The sequence below is a fragment of the Micromonospora sp. NPDC049004 genome, assembly GCF_040649315.1.
Taxonomy (GTDB): domain Bacteria; phylum Actinomycetota; class Actinomycetes; order Mycobacteriales; family Micromonosporaceae; genus Micromonospora.
Genome location: NZ_JBEZFG010000003.1, coordinates 509,476 through 524,015 on the forward strand (window position 1 = coordinate 509,476; position 14,540 = coordinate 524,015).

Annotated in this window: 15 protein-coding genes; 6 read left to right on the top strand and 9 right to left on the bottom strand. The window is 71.7% G+C overall.

Translation table 11 applies throughout. The features are described from left to right. Positions 1-6 precede the first annotated feature (6 nt). The 7 genes from AB0B97_RS11595 to AB0B97_RS11625 all read right to left on the bottom strand — a co-directional run bounded on the left by AB0B97_RS11595 (position 7) and on the right by AB0B97_RS11625 (position 4,615). Positions 7-1,125, bottom strand: a complete 1,119-nt coding sequence (locus AB0B97_RS11595; protein ID WP_357492845.1) for a Gfo/Idh/MocA family oxidoreductase — start codon at positions 1,123-1,125, stop codon at positions 7-9. Further along, positions 1,095-1,805 carry a ThuA domain-containing protein gene (locus AB0B97_RS11600; protein ID WP_357492847.1) on the bottom strand — a complete coding sequence of 237 codons (711 nt, stop codon included), beginning with the start codon at positions 1,803-1,805 and terminating at the stop codon, positions 1,095-1,097. Before AB0B97_RS11600 ends, AB0B97_RS11595 begins: the two co-directional genes overlap by 31 nt. Positions 1,806-2,001: 196 nt before the next feature. Beyond that, positions 2,002-2,574, bottom strand: a complete 573-nt coding sequence (locus AB0B97_RS11605; RefSeq protein ID WP_357492849.1) for a hypothetical protein — start codon at positions 2,572-2,574, stop codon at positions 2,002-2,004. A gap of 92 nt (positions 2,575-2,666) precedes the next feature. Then, a complete protein-coding gene (locus AB0B97_RS11610) occupies positions 2,667-3,026 on the bottom strand; it encodes a hypothetical protein (RefSeq protein ID WP_357492851.1) in 360 nt (119 codons plus the stop codon). Further along, positions 3,023-3,586, bottom strand: coding sequence for a hypothetical protein (locus tag AB0B97_RS11615; RefSeq protein ID WP_357492853.1), 564 nt, complete (start codon positions 3,584-3,586; stop codon positions 3,023-3,025). The genes AB0B97_RS11610 and AB0B97_RS11615 overlap by 4 nt, the downstream gene beginning before the upstream one ends. Then, the gene (locus AB0B97_RS11620; RefSeq protein WP_357492855.1) at positions 3,553-4,095 is read right to left on the bottom strand and encodes a MauE/DoxX family redox-associated membrane protein; all 543 of its coding nucleotides are present in this window, start codon (positions 4,093-4,095) and stop codon (positions 3,553-3,555) included. Before AB0B97_RS11620 ends, AB0B97_RS11615 begins: the two co-directional genes overlap by 34 nt. Before the next feature lie 10 nt (positions 4,096-4,105). Next, the gene (locus AB0B97_RS11625; RefSeq protein WP_357492857.1) at positions 4,106-4,615 is read right to left on the bottom strand and encodes a hypothetical protein; all 510 of its coding nucleotides are present in this window, start codon (positions 4,613-4,615) and stop codon (positions 4,106-4,108) included. A gap of 554 nt (positions 4,616-5,169) precedes the next feature. On the opposite strand from AB0B97_RS11625, the gene AB0B97_RS11630 reads away from it, so the two are divergent. The 5 genes from AB0B97_RS11630 (at position 5,170) to AB0B97_RS11650 (ending at position 12,272) form a co-directional block, all read left to right on the top strand. Continuing rightward, entirely contained in the window at positions 5,170-8,433 is a 3,264-nt protein-coding gene (locus AB0B97_RS11630) for a BTAD domain-containing putative transcriptional regulator (RefSeq protein ID WP_357492859.1), read from the top strand. Between the two features lie 302 nt (positions 8,434-8,735). Further along, a complete protein-coding gene (locus AB0B97_RS11635; RefSeq protein WP_357492861.1) occupies positions 8,736-9,395 on the top strand; it encodes a response regulator transcription factor in 660 nt (219 codons plus the stop codon). Between the two features lie 95 nt (positions 9,396-9,490). Next, positions 9,491-10,111: a TetR family transcriptional regulator gene (locus tag AB0B97_RS11640; RefSeq protein ID WP_234581106.1), complete on the top strand. Its 621-nt coding sequence runs from the start codon at positions 9,491-9,493 to the stop codon at positions 10,109-10,111. Positions 10,112-10,238: 127 nt separating this feature from the next. After that, positions 10,239-11,738 carry an FAD-dependent monooxygenase gene (locus tag AB0B97_RS11645; RefSeq protein ID WP_357492863.1) on the top strand — a complete coding sequence of 500 codons (1,500 nt, stop codon included), beginning with the start codon at positions 10,239-10,241 and terminating at the stop codon, positions 11,736-11,738. Positions 11,739-11,873: 135 nt separating this feature from the next. Then, the gene (locus tag AB0B97_RS11650) at positions 11,874-12,272 is read left to right on the top strand and encodes a hypothetical protein (RefSeq protein WP_357492865.1); all 399 of its coding nucleotides are present in this window, start codon (positions 11,874-11,876) and stop codon (positions 12,270-12,272) included. Positions 12,273-12,411: 139 nt separating this feature from the next. Here AB0B97_RS11650 and AB0B97_RS11655 read toward each other — a convergent pair whose 3' ends face one another. Both AB0B97_RS11655 and AB0B97_RS11660 read right to left on the bottom strand, forming a co-directional pair. Beyond that, entirely contained in the window at positions 12,412-12,558 is a 147-nt protein-coding gene (locus AB0B97_RS11655) for a hypothetical protein (protein WP_234581098.1), read from the bottom strand. A gap of 106 nt (positions 12,559-12,664) precedes the next feature. After that, on the bottom strand, positions 12,665-13,048 hold the full coding sequence (locus AB0B97_RS11660; protein ID WP_234581096.1) for a hypothetical protein: 384 nt from the start codon (positions 13,046-13,048) through the stop codon (positions 12,665-12,667). Between the two features lie 168 nt (positions 13,049-13,216). Here AB0B97_RS11660 and nhaA point away from each other — a divergent pair, with 168 nt between their 5' ends. Further along, positions 13,217-14,539 (top strand): Na+/H+ antiporter NhaA, encoded by a 1,323-nt coding sequence (gene nhaA / locus AB0B97_RS11665; RefSeq protein WP_357492867.1) that lies wholly within the window; start codon positions 13,217-13,219, stop codon positions 14,537-14,539. Position 14,540: the final 1 nt, after the last annotated feature.

A 14,540-nucleotide genomic window follows, 5' to 3' on the forward strand; every position in this document is an offset into this window, starting at 1 on the left:
CGCACGTCAGCGTCCGTACGCGTTGCTTTCCGTCCAGTCGTGCACCGGAGTGAGCGGAACCGGCGCCGGCCGCTGCACCACAGTCGTCAGCTCGATCCGCCGGCCCTCGGCCGCCGAGGCGAGCAGCGAGGTCATCGTTTCGAGGACGTGCAGAGCGACGTCGCCGCCGGCGCGGGGCGACCGTTGACCGTCGGCGCTGACCAGATCGATCAGCCCGATGCCGCGGGAGCCCTCGACGTAACCGGCCCGCGGTTCGAGAACGCGCCACCCGGTGCCGCCCAGCGGAAAGACGCGAACGTCCCCGTCGAAGGTGTTCGGATCGGGTACGGCGAGCGTGCCGGTCTCTCCGTGCACCTCGATCGGCGCGGCAGTCGTCGCGACGCCGTCGAAGCTCGTGGTGATGGTGGAGAGCGCTCCGTTGGCATGCTCAAGCACACCTGTCACGTGAGTGTCCACCTGCGCCGGAATGCGCTGGCCGTTTCGGGGACCCGAGCCGATGACACGCTCGGCGCGCAGGCGGCTGGCCGCTCCGACGACCGCGCGAACCGGCCCGAGCAGGTGGATCAGCGCCGTGATGTAGTACGGCCCCATGTCCAGCAACGGCCCCCCGCCCGGGGCGTAGTAGAAGTCGGGGTGGGGATGCCAGCGCTCGTGCCCCGGTGTGACCATCACAGCCGTCGCCGACAGCGGGCGTCCGATGAGCCCCCCGTCGATCGCCGCCCGCGCCGTCTGCGTACCGGTGCCCAGGACGGTGTCCGGCGCGCACCCGACGTGGACGCCCGCCGAGGAGGCACGTTCGATGATCGAGCGACCGTCCGGGATCGTCACGGCCAGAGGCTTCTCGACGTACACGTTCCTGCCCGCCTCGATCGCGCCGAGTGAGATCTCGGCGTGCGCCGCGGGGATCGTGAGGTTGAGAACCGTCTGCACGTCCGGGCGAGCGAGCAGACGCTCGACGCCCATCGACTCGGCGCCGGGGATCGCGGCCGCCGCCGCGGCCGACCGGGAGGCGTCGAGGTCGGCCAGCGCGACGATGCTCACGGCCGGGTGGTTCGCGAGGGTGTCGAGGTACGCGCGGGAGATGACCCCGAGACCTACGATGCCGACGCGGTGCGGCTCGCCCACACCATCCCCCTCTCGATGACGGTACGAACGTCCGCGTGCTCCAGCACGTCGAGGCTGTGCCCCGGTGTCGTCACGACGACGCGCCCGGCACCCCAGCGCCGGGTCCAGATCGCCGGCGAGGTGACCGGCCGGTGCCATGGATGCCACGCCCGCGTGGGGTGGGTGGTGACGGCCAGGACGTCGATCAGGTCGTCGTGCAGCACCCAGTACTGCTCGGTGACCAGGTCGAAGTCCTCGATTCCCGCGGTGATCGGATGCTCCCGGCCGAGGTCGGTGATGCGCACGGTGTGCGGCAGGAAGTTGTCCTCCGGGCCGCCGTGACGCTCGCACGGCTCCTTACCGGGGTGGGTCGCGAACTGGCCGCCCACCAGATGCAGGTACTCCGACGACGCGCGGAACGCGTCCACGATCCCGCCGTGCCAGCCAGTGAAGCCCGTACCGGCGATGACCGCCGCGCTCAGGCCCGCCACCTCGTCCGCGGTGATCTGCGACATCGTCATGCACTGCACGACCAGGTCGGTGGCGGCCATCTCGGCGGCATCGGCGTAGATCTCCGTCGACTCCTCGACCCGTACGGCATAGCCGCTCCGTTCAAGGAAGGGGATGAACAACTCCGTCGCCTTGACCGGCTGGTGCCCCTCCCAGCCGCCCCGAACCACGAGTGCTCTCGGCTGCGCCACCCGCGCTCCCTTCCACGCTCCGTCGCCACCGGGCCGGTCGTTGCCGCCCCGACGGCGTGCCATCGGTGTCGGTGCTTGTCGAGCACAGAAACCGTACCCGTGGTCGCGGGCAAAAGCCGGAGTCGCGGAGCGGTCGCGGGGTGTGGACGGGGTCGCGCCGGTTCGGCCGGGGCCCATGTCGGGCCCCGACCGAACCTCAGATCGCGGACGTCACGATCACCACCATGGCCGGTAGCAACGCCGTGGCGACCGCCGCGGACTGCACCAGCCGCCGTGGCCCGGGACGCCCCAGGTCACTCACGCTTCCACGACCGGCGAGAATCGCCACGACCAGTGGACCGGTGAACGCGCCGCCGAACACCAGCCCGCTCCACTGCGGAGCGACGTTGAGCAACGCCGCCACCAGCACCACCCAGGTCGTCGCCGACACCCGGAACGTGCTCCACATGAGCCCGGTGTCCAGACCCCAGATCATCGGCGGAACCCACCACGGGATGTTCTCCCGATGGCCCAGCTCCTTGGACGTCTGTCGACGAAGCCCGGGGGCGTACGAGTCCGTCCGAATCGCGTGTACGTCGAAGCACGCCGCCACCAGTGCCGCCACGAGGCACAGCCCCGCTGTGAGCTGGGCGTCGAGCCGCCCGGCGAACAGTGTGCCGACCTGGTACAGCGACGCGGTGACGAAGCCCGCCATGGCGATGTGCGCGACGGACAGCACGGCGACGAAGCGCAGACCGCTTCGGACGAGACGGGACGAGTCCCCTTGCACGAAGGGGCGGATGACTCCGATGAAGGACTGGCCTCAAGGGCTGAAGAGCTGGGCGAAGCCCGCCACCGCGGCGAGCGCGATCGTCCACAGAACTACCATACGTACCAGATCGAGCAGGCGAAGGGACCGGACCAGCACGAGGTCTTGCTCTTGCTGCACTCACCGCAGCCGTACGTGCGGCCGCCGCTGGTGCAGGTCCAGAATGTGCGGTAATAGCCTGACGGGCAGGTGTAGCGATCGGGTTCGACCGCGTAGTGGCACCGGGTGCAGCTGGCCAGCGAGCAGCAGGGCGACCCCAGGCAGTCGGCCACCGCCGGGGAGGCCTTCAGCACGGTGGCCAGGCCGGCGACGACCGCGGAGGCCGCGCCCATGAGCGCGAATCGGCGGCTGGGGCGGCGGTCGGTGAGCACCGCCGTCTCGGTCGGTGTCACACACTCCATCTGATCGGTCATAGCCGTACGGTTCCTTCCTTGGCGACGGGCAGGCGGGACGGGACGGTGCGGGGGTTCAACAGCGGTTGCAGCTGCCGGAATGAGGGCAGTGTCTGGGCCAGGAAGGCCTCACCCGAGCGGTAGAGGACCACCGACGGGACGGTGTCGATGCCGATCGCCCGTGCGACGTTCTCGTCGACATCGATGGTCGCCCGGTCGATCGGCATGTTCAGTCCTTCGAGCCAGGCGCGGCCCTCCTGCTCGGAATGCGCCTGCTGCAGGACGATCCACACCAGTTCCAGGTCTTTGCGGCGCAGGCCCTCCGCGATCGACCGGCAGGTCGTGCAGGACACGGACAGGAAGAGCAGCGCGAGATGCGGCTGCGCATCGAGCCGTGCCGGGAGCCCGACCAGGGAGGGCCTGATCGAGTCGTCCATCGGGATCGGGATCGGCGACGGGTTGTCTTCGAGCTTGAGGGACGTACGGATCAGTTCGAGGGTTTGATATTGGTCGATCAGCGCCAACACGCAGATCCCCATCAGCACGCTCAATGCGGCGACGACGACCCAGAGGAAGCCCATTGACTCTCCAACACTTTGAGGTAGCTCCAGCTCCGCAGGGCCAGAGGCAACAGCTGACGGACGACGGTCGCCAGGCACAGCACCAGCGCCGTCACCGCGACGGCGTCCGGACCGACGAGCAGATCCGATGAGTCGCGGTGCGCCGTCCAGGCGACGGCGAGCCAGATCGGGAGCAGCGCGAGCTGCGTCCAACCGAGCTTCGCCTCGGACCTGCCGCCGAAGCAGGCACAGCGCACCGAGGCGCCCCGTGCCAGCGCGATCGACGCCGCGCCTGCGAACGACGCGCCGAGCGCGACCACCAGGCCCGCGGTCACCCAGGAGCGCGGTGCGGTCAGCAGGAGGACCGCGGTGACCAGCTCCACGCCGCTGACCAGCAGGGCCAGGACGCGCGGACGCGGCATCCTGAGCGCGACGAGCGTGCGACGGAAGGCGATGGGCGCGGCGAGCTTCTGACCCGCCGTGTAGAGCAGGACAGCCGCCGCGACGATCCGCACCGTTGCGTCGATCATCGGCACCAGCTCAGGCCGGGACGACCGCGAGGACCTGGGCGTCGGCCAGTTCTGTGTCCAGGACACAGACCCGCACACGCCGTGCGGTCCGCTTGTCGAGCAACGGCGAGGCGGCCAGCCGCTGGCCCGCGACCGCATAGCCGCTGCCGTCGCGCTTCGGCACTCCGGTCACCCAGTGCACCACCGGCACGGCGGCCACTGCGAGGTCGGGCCACAGGTCGGTCACGGTGACCAGGTCGCCCGGTCGTGGGGTGATCCCGTCCGGGAAGCCGGCGAACGGGACACGCTCCGCGGCCCGGATCGCGGTGCGGTTCGCCACCTTCGGCGTACCCACCACGGCGCCGCCGGCCGCCACCGCTGACACGCGGGCCAGCTCACCGCGCGAGCCGGCCTGTGCCGCATCCGTCCCCGGGTCGGCCGATGCCGACTCGCCCGTGACGGCCACGACAGCGACTGTCGATCCCACCACGGCACCAACGCGGAGGATCTGCCGCCGCGATAGTCCCTTTTCCTGGTTCATGCGTACTCCTCGGGTCTGGTCGATGAGGACGATCTACCGGTGTCGGCGCCCGAATCGAGCGCGAACCCGCGGGTCCGGAGCGACGCCGCGGCGGGACTGGGGGCTACTCGGTCGACCACCCCGCAGGGGTCGCCTCGACCGTGCTGCTGATCGACCCCCGGCGCTCCCCCAGTGCGCTCCGGATGGTTCTGACACGGCGGTGCTCTTCGAGGTGGTGACGACGGCGTCCGGAGGATCGGCAGCGTCGATGCGTCTCCGGACATCGATGCTGCTCAGATCCACGTGCATCACCGTTTCAAGAGACCAATTCAGGGGTCCAGGCTTCGGCGGTGTTCTTGAACAGATCTTGACCGAAGCTGCCGCGACCCGTGGCGGCGCACCGCGCCGGTCCGTCCGTTGTGGACACAAGGTCCCGGAGAGCGTTGAGACGCCTCGGCGGGAGGTTACCCACGACACGGATGGCTGATTCAAAACCGGGCGTCGATGGGCCGTTGAGGGCGCGTCGATGGTGAGATCATTTCCGGCAACGTGGATTCCTACGGATCGGACCGGGCGTGGACCAAGTGGAGGACGGCCTGCAGATCCGGCTGCTGGGTCCGGTCGGCGTGTGGCGCGGCAGCCGACTCCTGGGCCCGTCGGCCGCGCAGCAACGCACCGTGCTGGCCATGCTGGCGTTGGAGTGCGGAAACATCGTTCCCATCAACCGCCTGGTGACGGCACTGTGGGGCACGGCACCGCCCGCATCGGCTCGGAACGCGGTGCAGGGCTGCGTCTCCCGACTACGGGCCCTGCTCAACTCGGTCGACCAGCCGTCCCGCACGGCCCAGCTCGTGGGGGTGGGGACCGGCTATCGGCTGACCGTCGACCGGTCCGCGGTGGATCTGCACGACTTTCGGGATCTCCTGCGGTCCGCCCGCACGTGCGAGCCGCAGCGGGCTCGTGAGCTGGTCGACCGCGCTCTGCGCCGATGGCGGGGGCCGGCGTTGGCGGACGTCGCCGGCCCGTGGCTGGACGAACTCGTCGCCCCGCAGCTGAACGAGGAACGGTTCGCGGCGGTCGAGCTGCGAGCCGACCTCGACCTCCGACTGGGCCGGTACGGTGACATCGTCGACGATCTGTCCGACCTCATCGCTGACAATCCGGCCCGGGAGCGTCTGGCGCTGGCAGTGCTCATCGCACTGCACCGGTGCGGCCGTCGGGTCGACGCGCTGACCCTGTTCCGTCGGGTCCGCGAGAACCTGGTCGAGAGGCTCGGCATCGAGCCGGGCGAGGAGCTCCAGCGGGCCTATCGCGCAATGCTCGCCGGCACCGAGCCCGCCGCGGAACCCGCGGTCCAACTGGTGCGGGAACCGACGGGCGTTGTGCCGCGGCAACTGCCGGCGGCCACACCCGGCTTCGTCGGCCGCCAACGCGAACTGGCCGTCCTCGACGAGGTGCGCAAGGAGCGGACGGCACCGGTCGCCGTCGTCTGCGGCCCAGCGGGGGCCGGGAAGACCAGCCTGGCGGTGCGGTGGGCGCACGACGTCCACCACCACTTCCCGGACGGACATCTGTTCGTGGACATGCGCGGGTTCCACCCTCGTCCACGCCGGACCCCCGGTGAGGCGCTGCCGCTGCTGCTGGACGCGCTGGGCGTCACCGCCGACCGGATACCGGCCGAGCCGGACGCGCAGGTCGCGCTGTACCGTTCGACGCTCGCCGGTCGGCGCGTCCTGCTGGTACTGGACAACGTTGCCGACGCCGACCAGGTGCGGCCACTCATTCCGGGCTGCCCGGACTGCCTGGTGGTGGTGACCAGCCGGGACAGGCTCAGCGGCCTGGTCGCCCGGGACGGTGCCGCTCGGCTCACTCTCGACGTCCTACCGGCCGCCGACGCGGTGGAACTGCTCGTCGGCACCGCGGGGGCCGAGCGGATCAACGCCGACCCGGCCGCTGCTCGGGAGTTGGCCGAGATCTGCGGGCACCTACCGCTGGCCCTGCGCATCGCCGGCGCCCGCCTGGCCGACCGGGCGCACGTGAGCGTGCGCAGGCACCTCGACGAGCTGGTCGCGCGGGGCCGGGTCGCGCAGCTGCGGGTCGAGGGTGACGACAGCACCGCCGTCCGGGCCGCGTTCGAGCTGTCGTACCAGGCGCTCCCGCCCCCGGCGGGCCGGGTGTTCCGGCTGCTCGGGCTGGTGCCGGCACCGGCCGGCCTCGCTGTGCCCGCAGCCGCGGCGTTGACCGGCCTGCCCTGCGACGACCTCGAACCGCTCATCGACACCCTCGCCCGACTGCACCTGATCCGGATCACCCGGGCAACCCGGATCGTCAGCCACGACCTGCTGCTCGAGTACGGAGCACAGCTCGCCGCCGAACATGGCGACGCGGCCGACAATGCCGCCGCCGTGCACCGGCTGCTGCACTTCTACCTGCATGCTGTCGCCCGGGCCAGTGCCGCGCTGAACGGCCCGTCGCGGCTACGGCTGCCGCCGGATCCACCGCCGACCGGCGTACGGATCCCTGAGCTCGACGATCAGGCACACGCCCGCGAATGGCTCGTTGCGGAAACGGCGAACCTGGTGGCGGCGCTGGAACACGCGGCCGCCGACGGCCGAGACCGGATGGCGTGGCAACTCGCCCACGTCCTGTACGACTTCCTCCGCATGCGGACGCCGCTGAGCCAGTGGCGGTCGATCGCCCGGACCGGACTCAAAGCGGCCCGCCGCGACGGCGACCTGCGCGGCGAGGCGGTGATGCGACAAAGCCTGGGACTGCTGAACTGGCGTACCGGCGATCTGCGCGCCGCCCGCGCCGAGTACGAGGCGGTCGCGGCGCTCGCCGCCCGAGCCGATTGGCAGGTCGGGGCCTCGGCGGCACACTGCAGCATCGGCATCGCACTGGCCCAGCTGGGCCGGCCCCGGGCCGCGATCAGCCGGTTCGAGCAGGCCCTGGTCATCGATCGGGAGATCGGCGACCGCCGAGCCGAGGCCGGCACGCTGGCAAACCTGGCGGCCGCCTGCGAGGAGGTGGGCGAACTGGCCGCGGCCGCGCGGCACGGCGAACTGGCGATGAGGTTGCTGCGTGCCACCGGCCAACATCTGGGCGCCGCAGTGGCCAGCGAGAACCTCGCGCTGGTGGCCCGCGAGCTCGGCCGGCTCGACGAGGCACGGACGGCAGCGGAGGAGGCGGTGCGCGTCGGCCGGTCGATCGGCGCCCGGCACGAGGAGGCCGCTTCGCTCACCACGCTCGGCCGCGTGCACGGTGACGCGGGACGCTACGCGGAGGCCGAGGAGGTGCTCCACCTCGGCCTCGACATCGTCCAGGGACTGCCGGACGGCCGGCTGGAGGTGGTCACCCAGGCCGCGCTCGCCGAGGTACTGCTGCGGCAGAACCGACTGGCGGAGGCGAGCAGCCGGCTCGATCTGGTGCGTGACCTGGCGGATCGGACCGGCAACGAGCGCGCCCGGGTCGAGGCGCTGATGCTGCTCTCCGATCTCAGCGCGGCCGCCAAGGAGTTCGACAGCGCCCACGAGCACGCCACAGGTGCGATAGCGGCGGCCCGCGCCGGCGGGTACCGGCTGGTGGCCGGTCAGGCGCGCAGTCGCCTCGCCGCCGCGAGACTGGGCCTCGGCGATCCCGAGGGGTGCCTCGTCGAGGGCCGCCAGGCGCTGCGCGTCCAACGCCGGGCAGGTCAACGTCTCGCGTACGCCCGCACGTTGATGACCGTCGGCAGCGCCTACGCGGCGCTGGGCCGTCCGTCGGCGGCTCAGACCCGGTGGCGGGCGGCACACGAGCTGTTCCGGGAGATCGGCGCCGCCGAGGCGGCACCGCTCGGCTAGCCGGGCCGCCGATCAAGACTCTCTCAAGTTCGATCGCGACGCCTCGACTGCGAGTCCGGCACCGAACAGTATTCCGTGCGGAGCAACCATGGCTCGCGCCCTCGACGTCCGCCCGTCCGATCGCCACCTCAGCGAGAAATCAGCGCCGGCTCAGCGCTGTCGGCTGTTATTCGCAGCGGAACGACCCCCCGTCGTTCGGGACTGACGAGATGCATCGACGACGTCGCCGGCCGCCCTGGCCGCCGGCGATCCCGCTCTCGCCCCCGCGGCGGGTGGGCACCGCGACGACGACAGGCGGGGCGATGCGGATCTTGCTCGTGGAGGACGACCGGTGGATCTTCGCGGTCATGGGTTCGACGCTGCGTCGGCAGGGTTATCAGGTGGAACAGGCGTCGAACGGTGCCGCGGCGCTCGTGGCAGCCCCCTGCGACCTCGTAGTACTGGATCTCGGTCTGCCGGACGGCGACGGTTTCGCCGTGTGCCGGGCACTGCGGGAACGCAGCGCCGAGCTGGGCATCATCGTGGTCACCGAACGGGGCGAGGAGCGCGGCGGCATCGTCGGCCTGCGGATGGGCGCCGACGACTACGTCGTCAAGCCGTTCGCGATGGACGAGCTTCAGGCGCGCATCGAGGCGTTGCTGCGGCGGACGGCGCGGCGGGGTCCGCAACCCTCCGACGTCATCGACGTCGGAGGGTTGCGGATCGACCTCTCGGCCCGAACGGTCCAGGTGGACGCCCGGCCGGTGTCGTTGACCCGCAAGGAATTCGACATCCTGGCCTCGCTCGCCCGCCGGCCGGGCCTCGCGCTCACACGCGAGCGCATCATGCTGGACGTGTGGCAGACCACCTGGTCGGGCCGGCACACCCTGGCGGTCCACGTGGCGGCGCTGCGCGCCAAACTGGGTCGGCCCGAGTTGATTCAGACGGTACGAGGGCTCGGCTACCGCCTCCCCGTCGAGTGAGGCCGCCCAGATCACGCGAACCGGACACCCAACGATCACCAGTTTTGCGTGACACGCATATTTGCGGGGTACGCAACTAGTGTTAGGGTGGCGACATGACGGGGCTGCGGGAGCGCAAGAAAGCCGAGACGCGGGCGGCGCTCGGCTGGGCCGCGATCCACCTCACCGCGGAGCGCGGCTACGACAACGTCCGCGTCGAGGACATCGCCGAGGCGGCCGGCGTCTCCCCGCGCACCTTCAACAACTACTTCTCCAGCAAGGCCGAGGCGATCGCCTCGCGTCACCTCGACCGCAGCCTGCGCACCGCCGCCGCGCTGCGCGAGCGCCCCGCCGACGAGCCGCTCTGGGCAGCTCTCACCCAGGCCTCGCTGGAGCAGTTCACCCGCGGCCCCGAGGTCGACGCCATGCCGTCTCCCGCGCACGCCCAGTGGGTGGCCGGCGTCCGCACCATGCTCGCCGAGCCCGCCCTGCAGGGCGAGCGACTGCGTGCCGTCGCGATCGCCGAGGCCGAGTTGGCGGCCGCGGTCGCCGAGCGCACCGGCACCGACCTCGCCACCGACATGTATCCGCGGCTCGTCGCGGCCGCCGCCAGCGCCGCCGTCGCCGTCGCCATGCAGCACTACCTCGACAGCCCCGACCCGCCCACCCCGATCGAGCACCTCATCACCGACGCCTTCACCCAGGTCGCCGCCGGCCTCCCCGCGCCACCCCGCTGAACCCCGACCCTCGCTCGGGGCACCGCCGCACTTACACGTCTCCAGAAGCAGCGTCCCACCCCACGGTGAGCCGGCCGCGTGCCGCGCCCGTCGGGGCGATGACGCACGCCCCGAAGGGATCACTGTCATGATCGACGTCCTCATCGTCGGAGCCGGCCCCAACGGCCTCATGCTCGCCTGCGAGCTGGCCCTGGCCGGCGTCCATCCCGTCGTCCTGGAACGCCACGTCACACCCACCGGCGAGCCCCGCGCCAACGGCGTCGTCGGCCAGGTCGTCCGCCTGCTCGACCGGCGCGGCCTCTACACGCGGCTCAGTGGCGAGAGCACCCCGCCGTCGCCCCAACCAGCCTTCGTCTTCGGTGCGTTCCCGCTGGACCTCACGATGCTCGCGGAGAACCCGCACTACGTGCTCGGCGTGCCGCAAGCCCAGCTGGAGGCCACCCTCGCCGCCCGGGCAACCGAGCTCGGAGTCGACCTGCGCCGCGGCCACGAGGTGGTCGACCTTCGCCAACGCCCCGACGCGGTAGAGGTCTGCCTTGCCGACGGTACGCAGCTCACCGCCCGCTTCGTCGTCGGTGCCGACGGCGGCCGCAGCGTGGTGCGCCGCCTCGCCGGCATCGACTTCCCCGGCGTCACGAACGACCGGTCGGTCTCGCGCACCGCCACGGTGACCGTCCCCTCCTCATCCCTCGATCCCGAGACCGGCGGCCTGTGCGTCCCCGGTCACGGCGTCGTCGCGCCGTTCCAGCACACCCGCACCGGGCGTGGCCTGATCGCGTGGGCCCCGTTCCCCGGCCGCCCGGCGATCCTGAGCACGACGGAGTGGCCCGACGTCCCGACGAGCGACGAGACCCCGATGAGCCTGGCGGAGCTCCGCGCCAGCGTCGCCCGGGTGCTCGGCGCCGACGTTCCGCTCGGCGAACCGGACGGACCCGGCCTGCTGCGGCGGCTGGCCGGCCAGAACACCCGCATCGCCGCCCGCTACCGCGCCGACCGGGTGCTGCTGGTGGGCGACGCCGCACACGTGCACCCGGCGATCGGCGGCCCCGGGCTCAACCTGGGCCTGCAGGATGCCGTCAACCTGGGTTGGAAGCTCGCCGCCACCGTGCGCGGCTGGGCGCCGCAGGGCCTGCTCGACACGTACGAGACCGAGCGCCGCCCCGTCGCCGAACGGGTGGTCATGTCCACCCAGGCGCAGTCCGCGCTCATCGGCCCCGGAGACGAGATCACCGGCCTGCGGGAACTCTTCGCCGAACTGCTGCGCAAGCCGGAGGTGACCGGGCACATCGCGGCGCTGATGTCCGGCGCGGACATCCACTACCCCGCCGACCCCGCCGATCCGTTGGCCGGCCGGTGCGCCCCCGATGTGGTCGTGCACGGCGACCACGGCGCGGTACGCCTCGCCGAGCTGACCCGCACCGCCCGGCCATTGCTCCTGGATTCCACGGGTGTCTACGCCGAGGTGGCCGCGCCCTGGCGCGACCGGGTCGACGTCGTCACCGGCGCGTTGCGGGGCACGACCGCGACCGCCCTGCTCGTACGCCCCGACTGCTTCGTCGCCTGGTCCGCCGGGGATGCGGACACGCTGCGCGCCTCGCTCACCCACCACTTCGGCCTGCCCGGGTGACCGGAGAACACAGTCCTTCGGCAGGCTGGGCTCCCGCTCTCGTGCGGCACGCCCGACGGGCCGTATCGTGGCACGCAGCGACGACGATCCGCGGTCTTCGATGAGACACCACCTGCGGCGGTCGAGGAGAACATGATGATCGGTGCGGCGACCATCGGTGCGATCGCGGCGGTCCTGCTCGTCGGTGTGGTGGTCGTCGTCGGCAGACCGGACGACGCTCGACGGGTCCTGCGCTGGTCGGCCCTGGCCATCACCGTGCTGGTCGCCGCAGTGCTGACCCCCTTCACCGTCGACGACTCCGGGGGCGCGGCCGGCTATCTGCTCGGGGTGCCTGTCGTCGCCGCGTCGCTGCCGGTCCTGGCACAGTGGATCGGCCGGCCGAGCCTGGTCGTCGACCTGACGGCCGCGCTGATCATCGTCGGGTGGGGGCTGCTGCTCGGGCTGGGCGTCGGCGGCGCGTTCCTGCCGGCCGCGGCGCTGCTCATCGCCTGCGCCGCGAGCGCCGGGGCATCCCGAGCGTCCACCACCGCCTGACCGCACGCGTCCCCGGGACGCCGTTGGCGTCGGTCGCGTCCATCGCCGAGTCCATGGCCAACCCGGCGACGTGGAGTGGCCGGGTGCCGGCAACGCTGTCGGGCGCTGGTTGCCGGCCACCGACCACACCGACGACGGATCAGCCGGTGATCACCGGCCAGGCGTAGGCGAGCAGGGCGCAGGCGGCGCCCAGCAGCGCGAACGAGACACCCCGAGTGGGCAGCGGCAGTGCGGCGAGCACGATCAGGATGACCGCGATGATGTAGAGGAATGCCTGGGCCGACATGTGACTCTCCTGGAATCGATGAGTTGGGGGGACCGACGGTGACCGCCGGGGTGACACCCCGCCCGTGCGCGAACGCCGCACGGGCGGGCCGGGCGTGCGGGCGTGATCAGCCGTCCGGCGTGAAGAGCCCCTGAATGCCGACGACGATCGCGATGAGACCGAAGATCGCGAGCAACAGGCGGACGCCTGTCGCGCCGTCCGACCGCTCCTCGCGGGACGCCGGCCGGCCGGTCAGCCGGCCCCACAACAAGGCGAGCCCCACACCGATCCCCACCACCTCGAAGTGGAACACCCGAGGGCCGGACACCAGGTGGACGATGAGGTAGTAGCCGCCGGTCACGAGCGCCACGAGGCCGACCACCCACGCGATCGGGGCCGCCCGACCAGCGAGGCGACCCAGGTCGTCACCGACGCGTGGCAACAGCCGCAGCACAGGGACGGCGAGCAGGAAACCGCCAACGATGTTGGCGAGGTCGAGCAGCAGAGCCATGATCACGAGGGTCTCCGTCGATCGGATGATCAGCCGGTGGGAGCGTACCCACGGACCCGGTCGGTTGAAACGAGATCGAGCGGCCGACGGCTGCCGGCGGTCGACGGGCCGGTGGCCGAAAGGCCCCGGTAGGATGGGTCCCGGTGCGCCGGGAAGTCTGGTCGGCAAATGGTTCCGACCCGTCTCTCGAAAGTTGGCCCGCCTGTGCCGTCGAACCCCCAGTCACCCCCTCGTGTCCTCGGCCGTGGTTCCTGGGCTGAGGCCCGGCGCATCGCCGACGTGCTGCGCAAGGAGACGATTGGCGGCGCGCTGCTGCTGATCGGTGCCGTCGTGGCGCTGATCTGGGCGAACTCACCCTGGGCGCACCGCTATGAGGCGATGACGGCGTTCACCGTCGGGCCGCACACGCTGCACCTCGACCTGTCGCTGGCGATGTGGGCTGCCGACGGGCTGCTGGCGATCTTCTTCTTCGTCGCCGGTCTCGAACTCAAGCGCGAGTTCGTCGCCGGCGACCTGCGTGATCCCCGCCGGGCCGCGGTCCCGGTCGCCGCCGCGGTCGGCGGCGTACTCGTGCCGGCCCTGCTGTACGCGGCGGTGAACTGGGGCGGCGCGGTGAAGGGGTGGGCGGTTCCGACCGCCACCGACATCGCGTTCGCCCTCGCCGTGCTGGCGGTGATCGGCAGGCATCTGCCGAGCGCGCTGCGCACCTTCCTGCTGACCCTGGCGGTGGTGGACGACCTGCTGGCGATCGTCATCATCGCGGTCTTCTACACCGCCCACCTGTCTCTGCTGCCGCTGCTGGCCGCAGTGGTGCCGCTGGGCCTGTTCGCTCTGCTGGTGCAGCGTCGGGTGCGCTCCTGGTGGCTGCTCCTGCCGCTGGCGTTCGCCACCTGGGCGCTGGTGCACGCCTCCGGCGTGCACGCCACCGTCGCCGGGGTGCTGCTCGCCTTCGCCGTGCCGGTGCTGCGCTCCACGGGGGCCGGCCCCGGGCCCGGCCTGGCCGAGCACTTCGAGCACCGGTTCCGGCCGATCTCCGCAGGCGTCGCGGTACCGGTGTTCGCGCTGATGTCCGCCGGGGTGGCCGTCGGCGGGCTCGACGGCCTGACGCAGGCATTCATGGACCCGATCGCCGTGGGCATCATGCTCGGCCTGGTCGTCGGCAAGCCGATCGGCATCCTGCTGGCAACCTGGCTCGTCGCCCGGTTCACCCGGGCCCGACTGGACTCGGGGCTGGCCTGGATCGACGTGGCCGGCTTGGCCGTGCTGGCCGGCATCGGGTTCACCGTCTCGCTGCTGATCGGCGAACTCGCCTTCGGCATCGGCACCGACGCCAACGGCCGGGTCAAGATCGCCGTGCTGGCGGGCTCCGTGATCGCCGCCGCGCTCGCCACGATCATCCTGCGGGCCCGCAATCGCGTGTACCGGCAGATCTACGAGGCCGAGCAGGTCGACAGTGACCGTGACGACGTTCCCGACGTCTACCAGCAATAGG

What these genes read in the sequence shown, in the direction of transcription:
- AB0B97_RS11610 (WP_357492851.1), bottom strand. Translation starts at nt 3,026, where the DNA reads ATGACCGATCAGATGGAGTGTGTGACACCGACCGAGACGGCGGTGCTC.
- AB0B97_RS11615 (WP_357492853.1), bottom strand. Translation starts at nt 3,586, where the DNA reads ATGGGCTTCCTCTGGGTCGTCGTCGCCGCATTGAGCGTGCTGATGGGG.
- AB0B97_RS11620 (WP_357492855.1), bottom strand. Translation starts at nt 4,095, where the DNA reads ATGATCGACGCAACGGTGCGGATCGTCGCGGCGGCTGTCCTGCTCTAC.
- AB0B97_RS11625 (WP_357492857.1), bottom strand. Translation starts at nt 4,615, where the DNA reads ATGAACCAGGAAAAGGGACTATCGCGGCGGCAGATCCTCCGCGTTGGT.
- AB0B97_RS11635 (WP_357492861.1), top strand. Translation starts at nt 8,736, where the DNA reads ATGCGGATCTTGCTCGTGGAGGACGACCGGTGGATCTTCGCGGTCATG.
- AB0B97_RS11640 (WP_234581106.1), top strand. Translation starts at nt 9,491, where the DNA reads ATGACGGGGCTGCGGGAGCGCAAGAAAGCCGAGACGCGGGCGGCGCTC.
- AB0B97_RS11645 (WP_357492863.1), top strand. Translation starts at nt 10,239, where the DNA reads ATGATCGACGTCCTCATCGTCGGAGCCGGCCCCAACGGCCTCATGCTC.
- AB0B97_RS11650 (WP_357492865.1), top strand. Translation starts at nt 11,874, where the DNA reads ATGATCGGTGCGGCGACCATCGGTGCGATCGCGGCGGTCCTGCTCGTC.
- AB0B97_RS11655 (WP_234581098.1), bottom strand. Translation starts at nt 12,558, where the DNA reads ATGTCGGCCCAGGCATTCCTCTACATCATCGCGGTCATCCTGATCGTG.
- AB0B97_RS11660 (WP_234581096.1), bottom strand. Translation starts at nt 13,048, where the DNA reads ATGGCTCTGCTGCTCGACCTCGCCAACATCGTTGGCGGTTTCCTGCTC.
- nhaA (WP_357492867.1), top strand. Translation starts at nt 13,217, where the DNA reads ATGGTTCCGACCCGTCTCTCGAAAGTTGGCCCGCCTGTGCCGTCGAAC.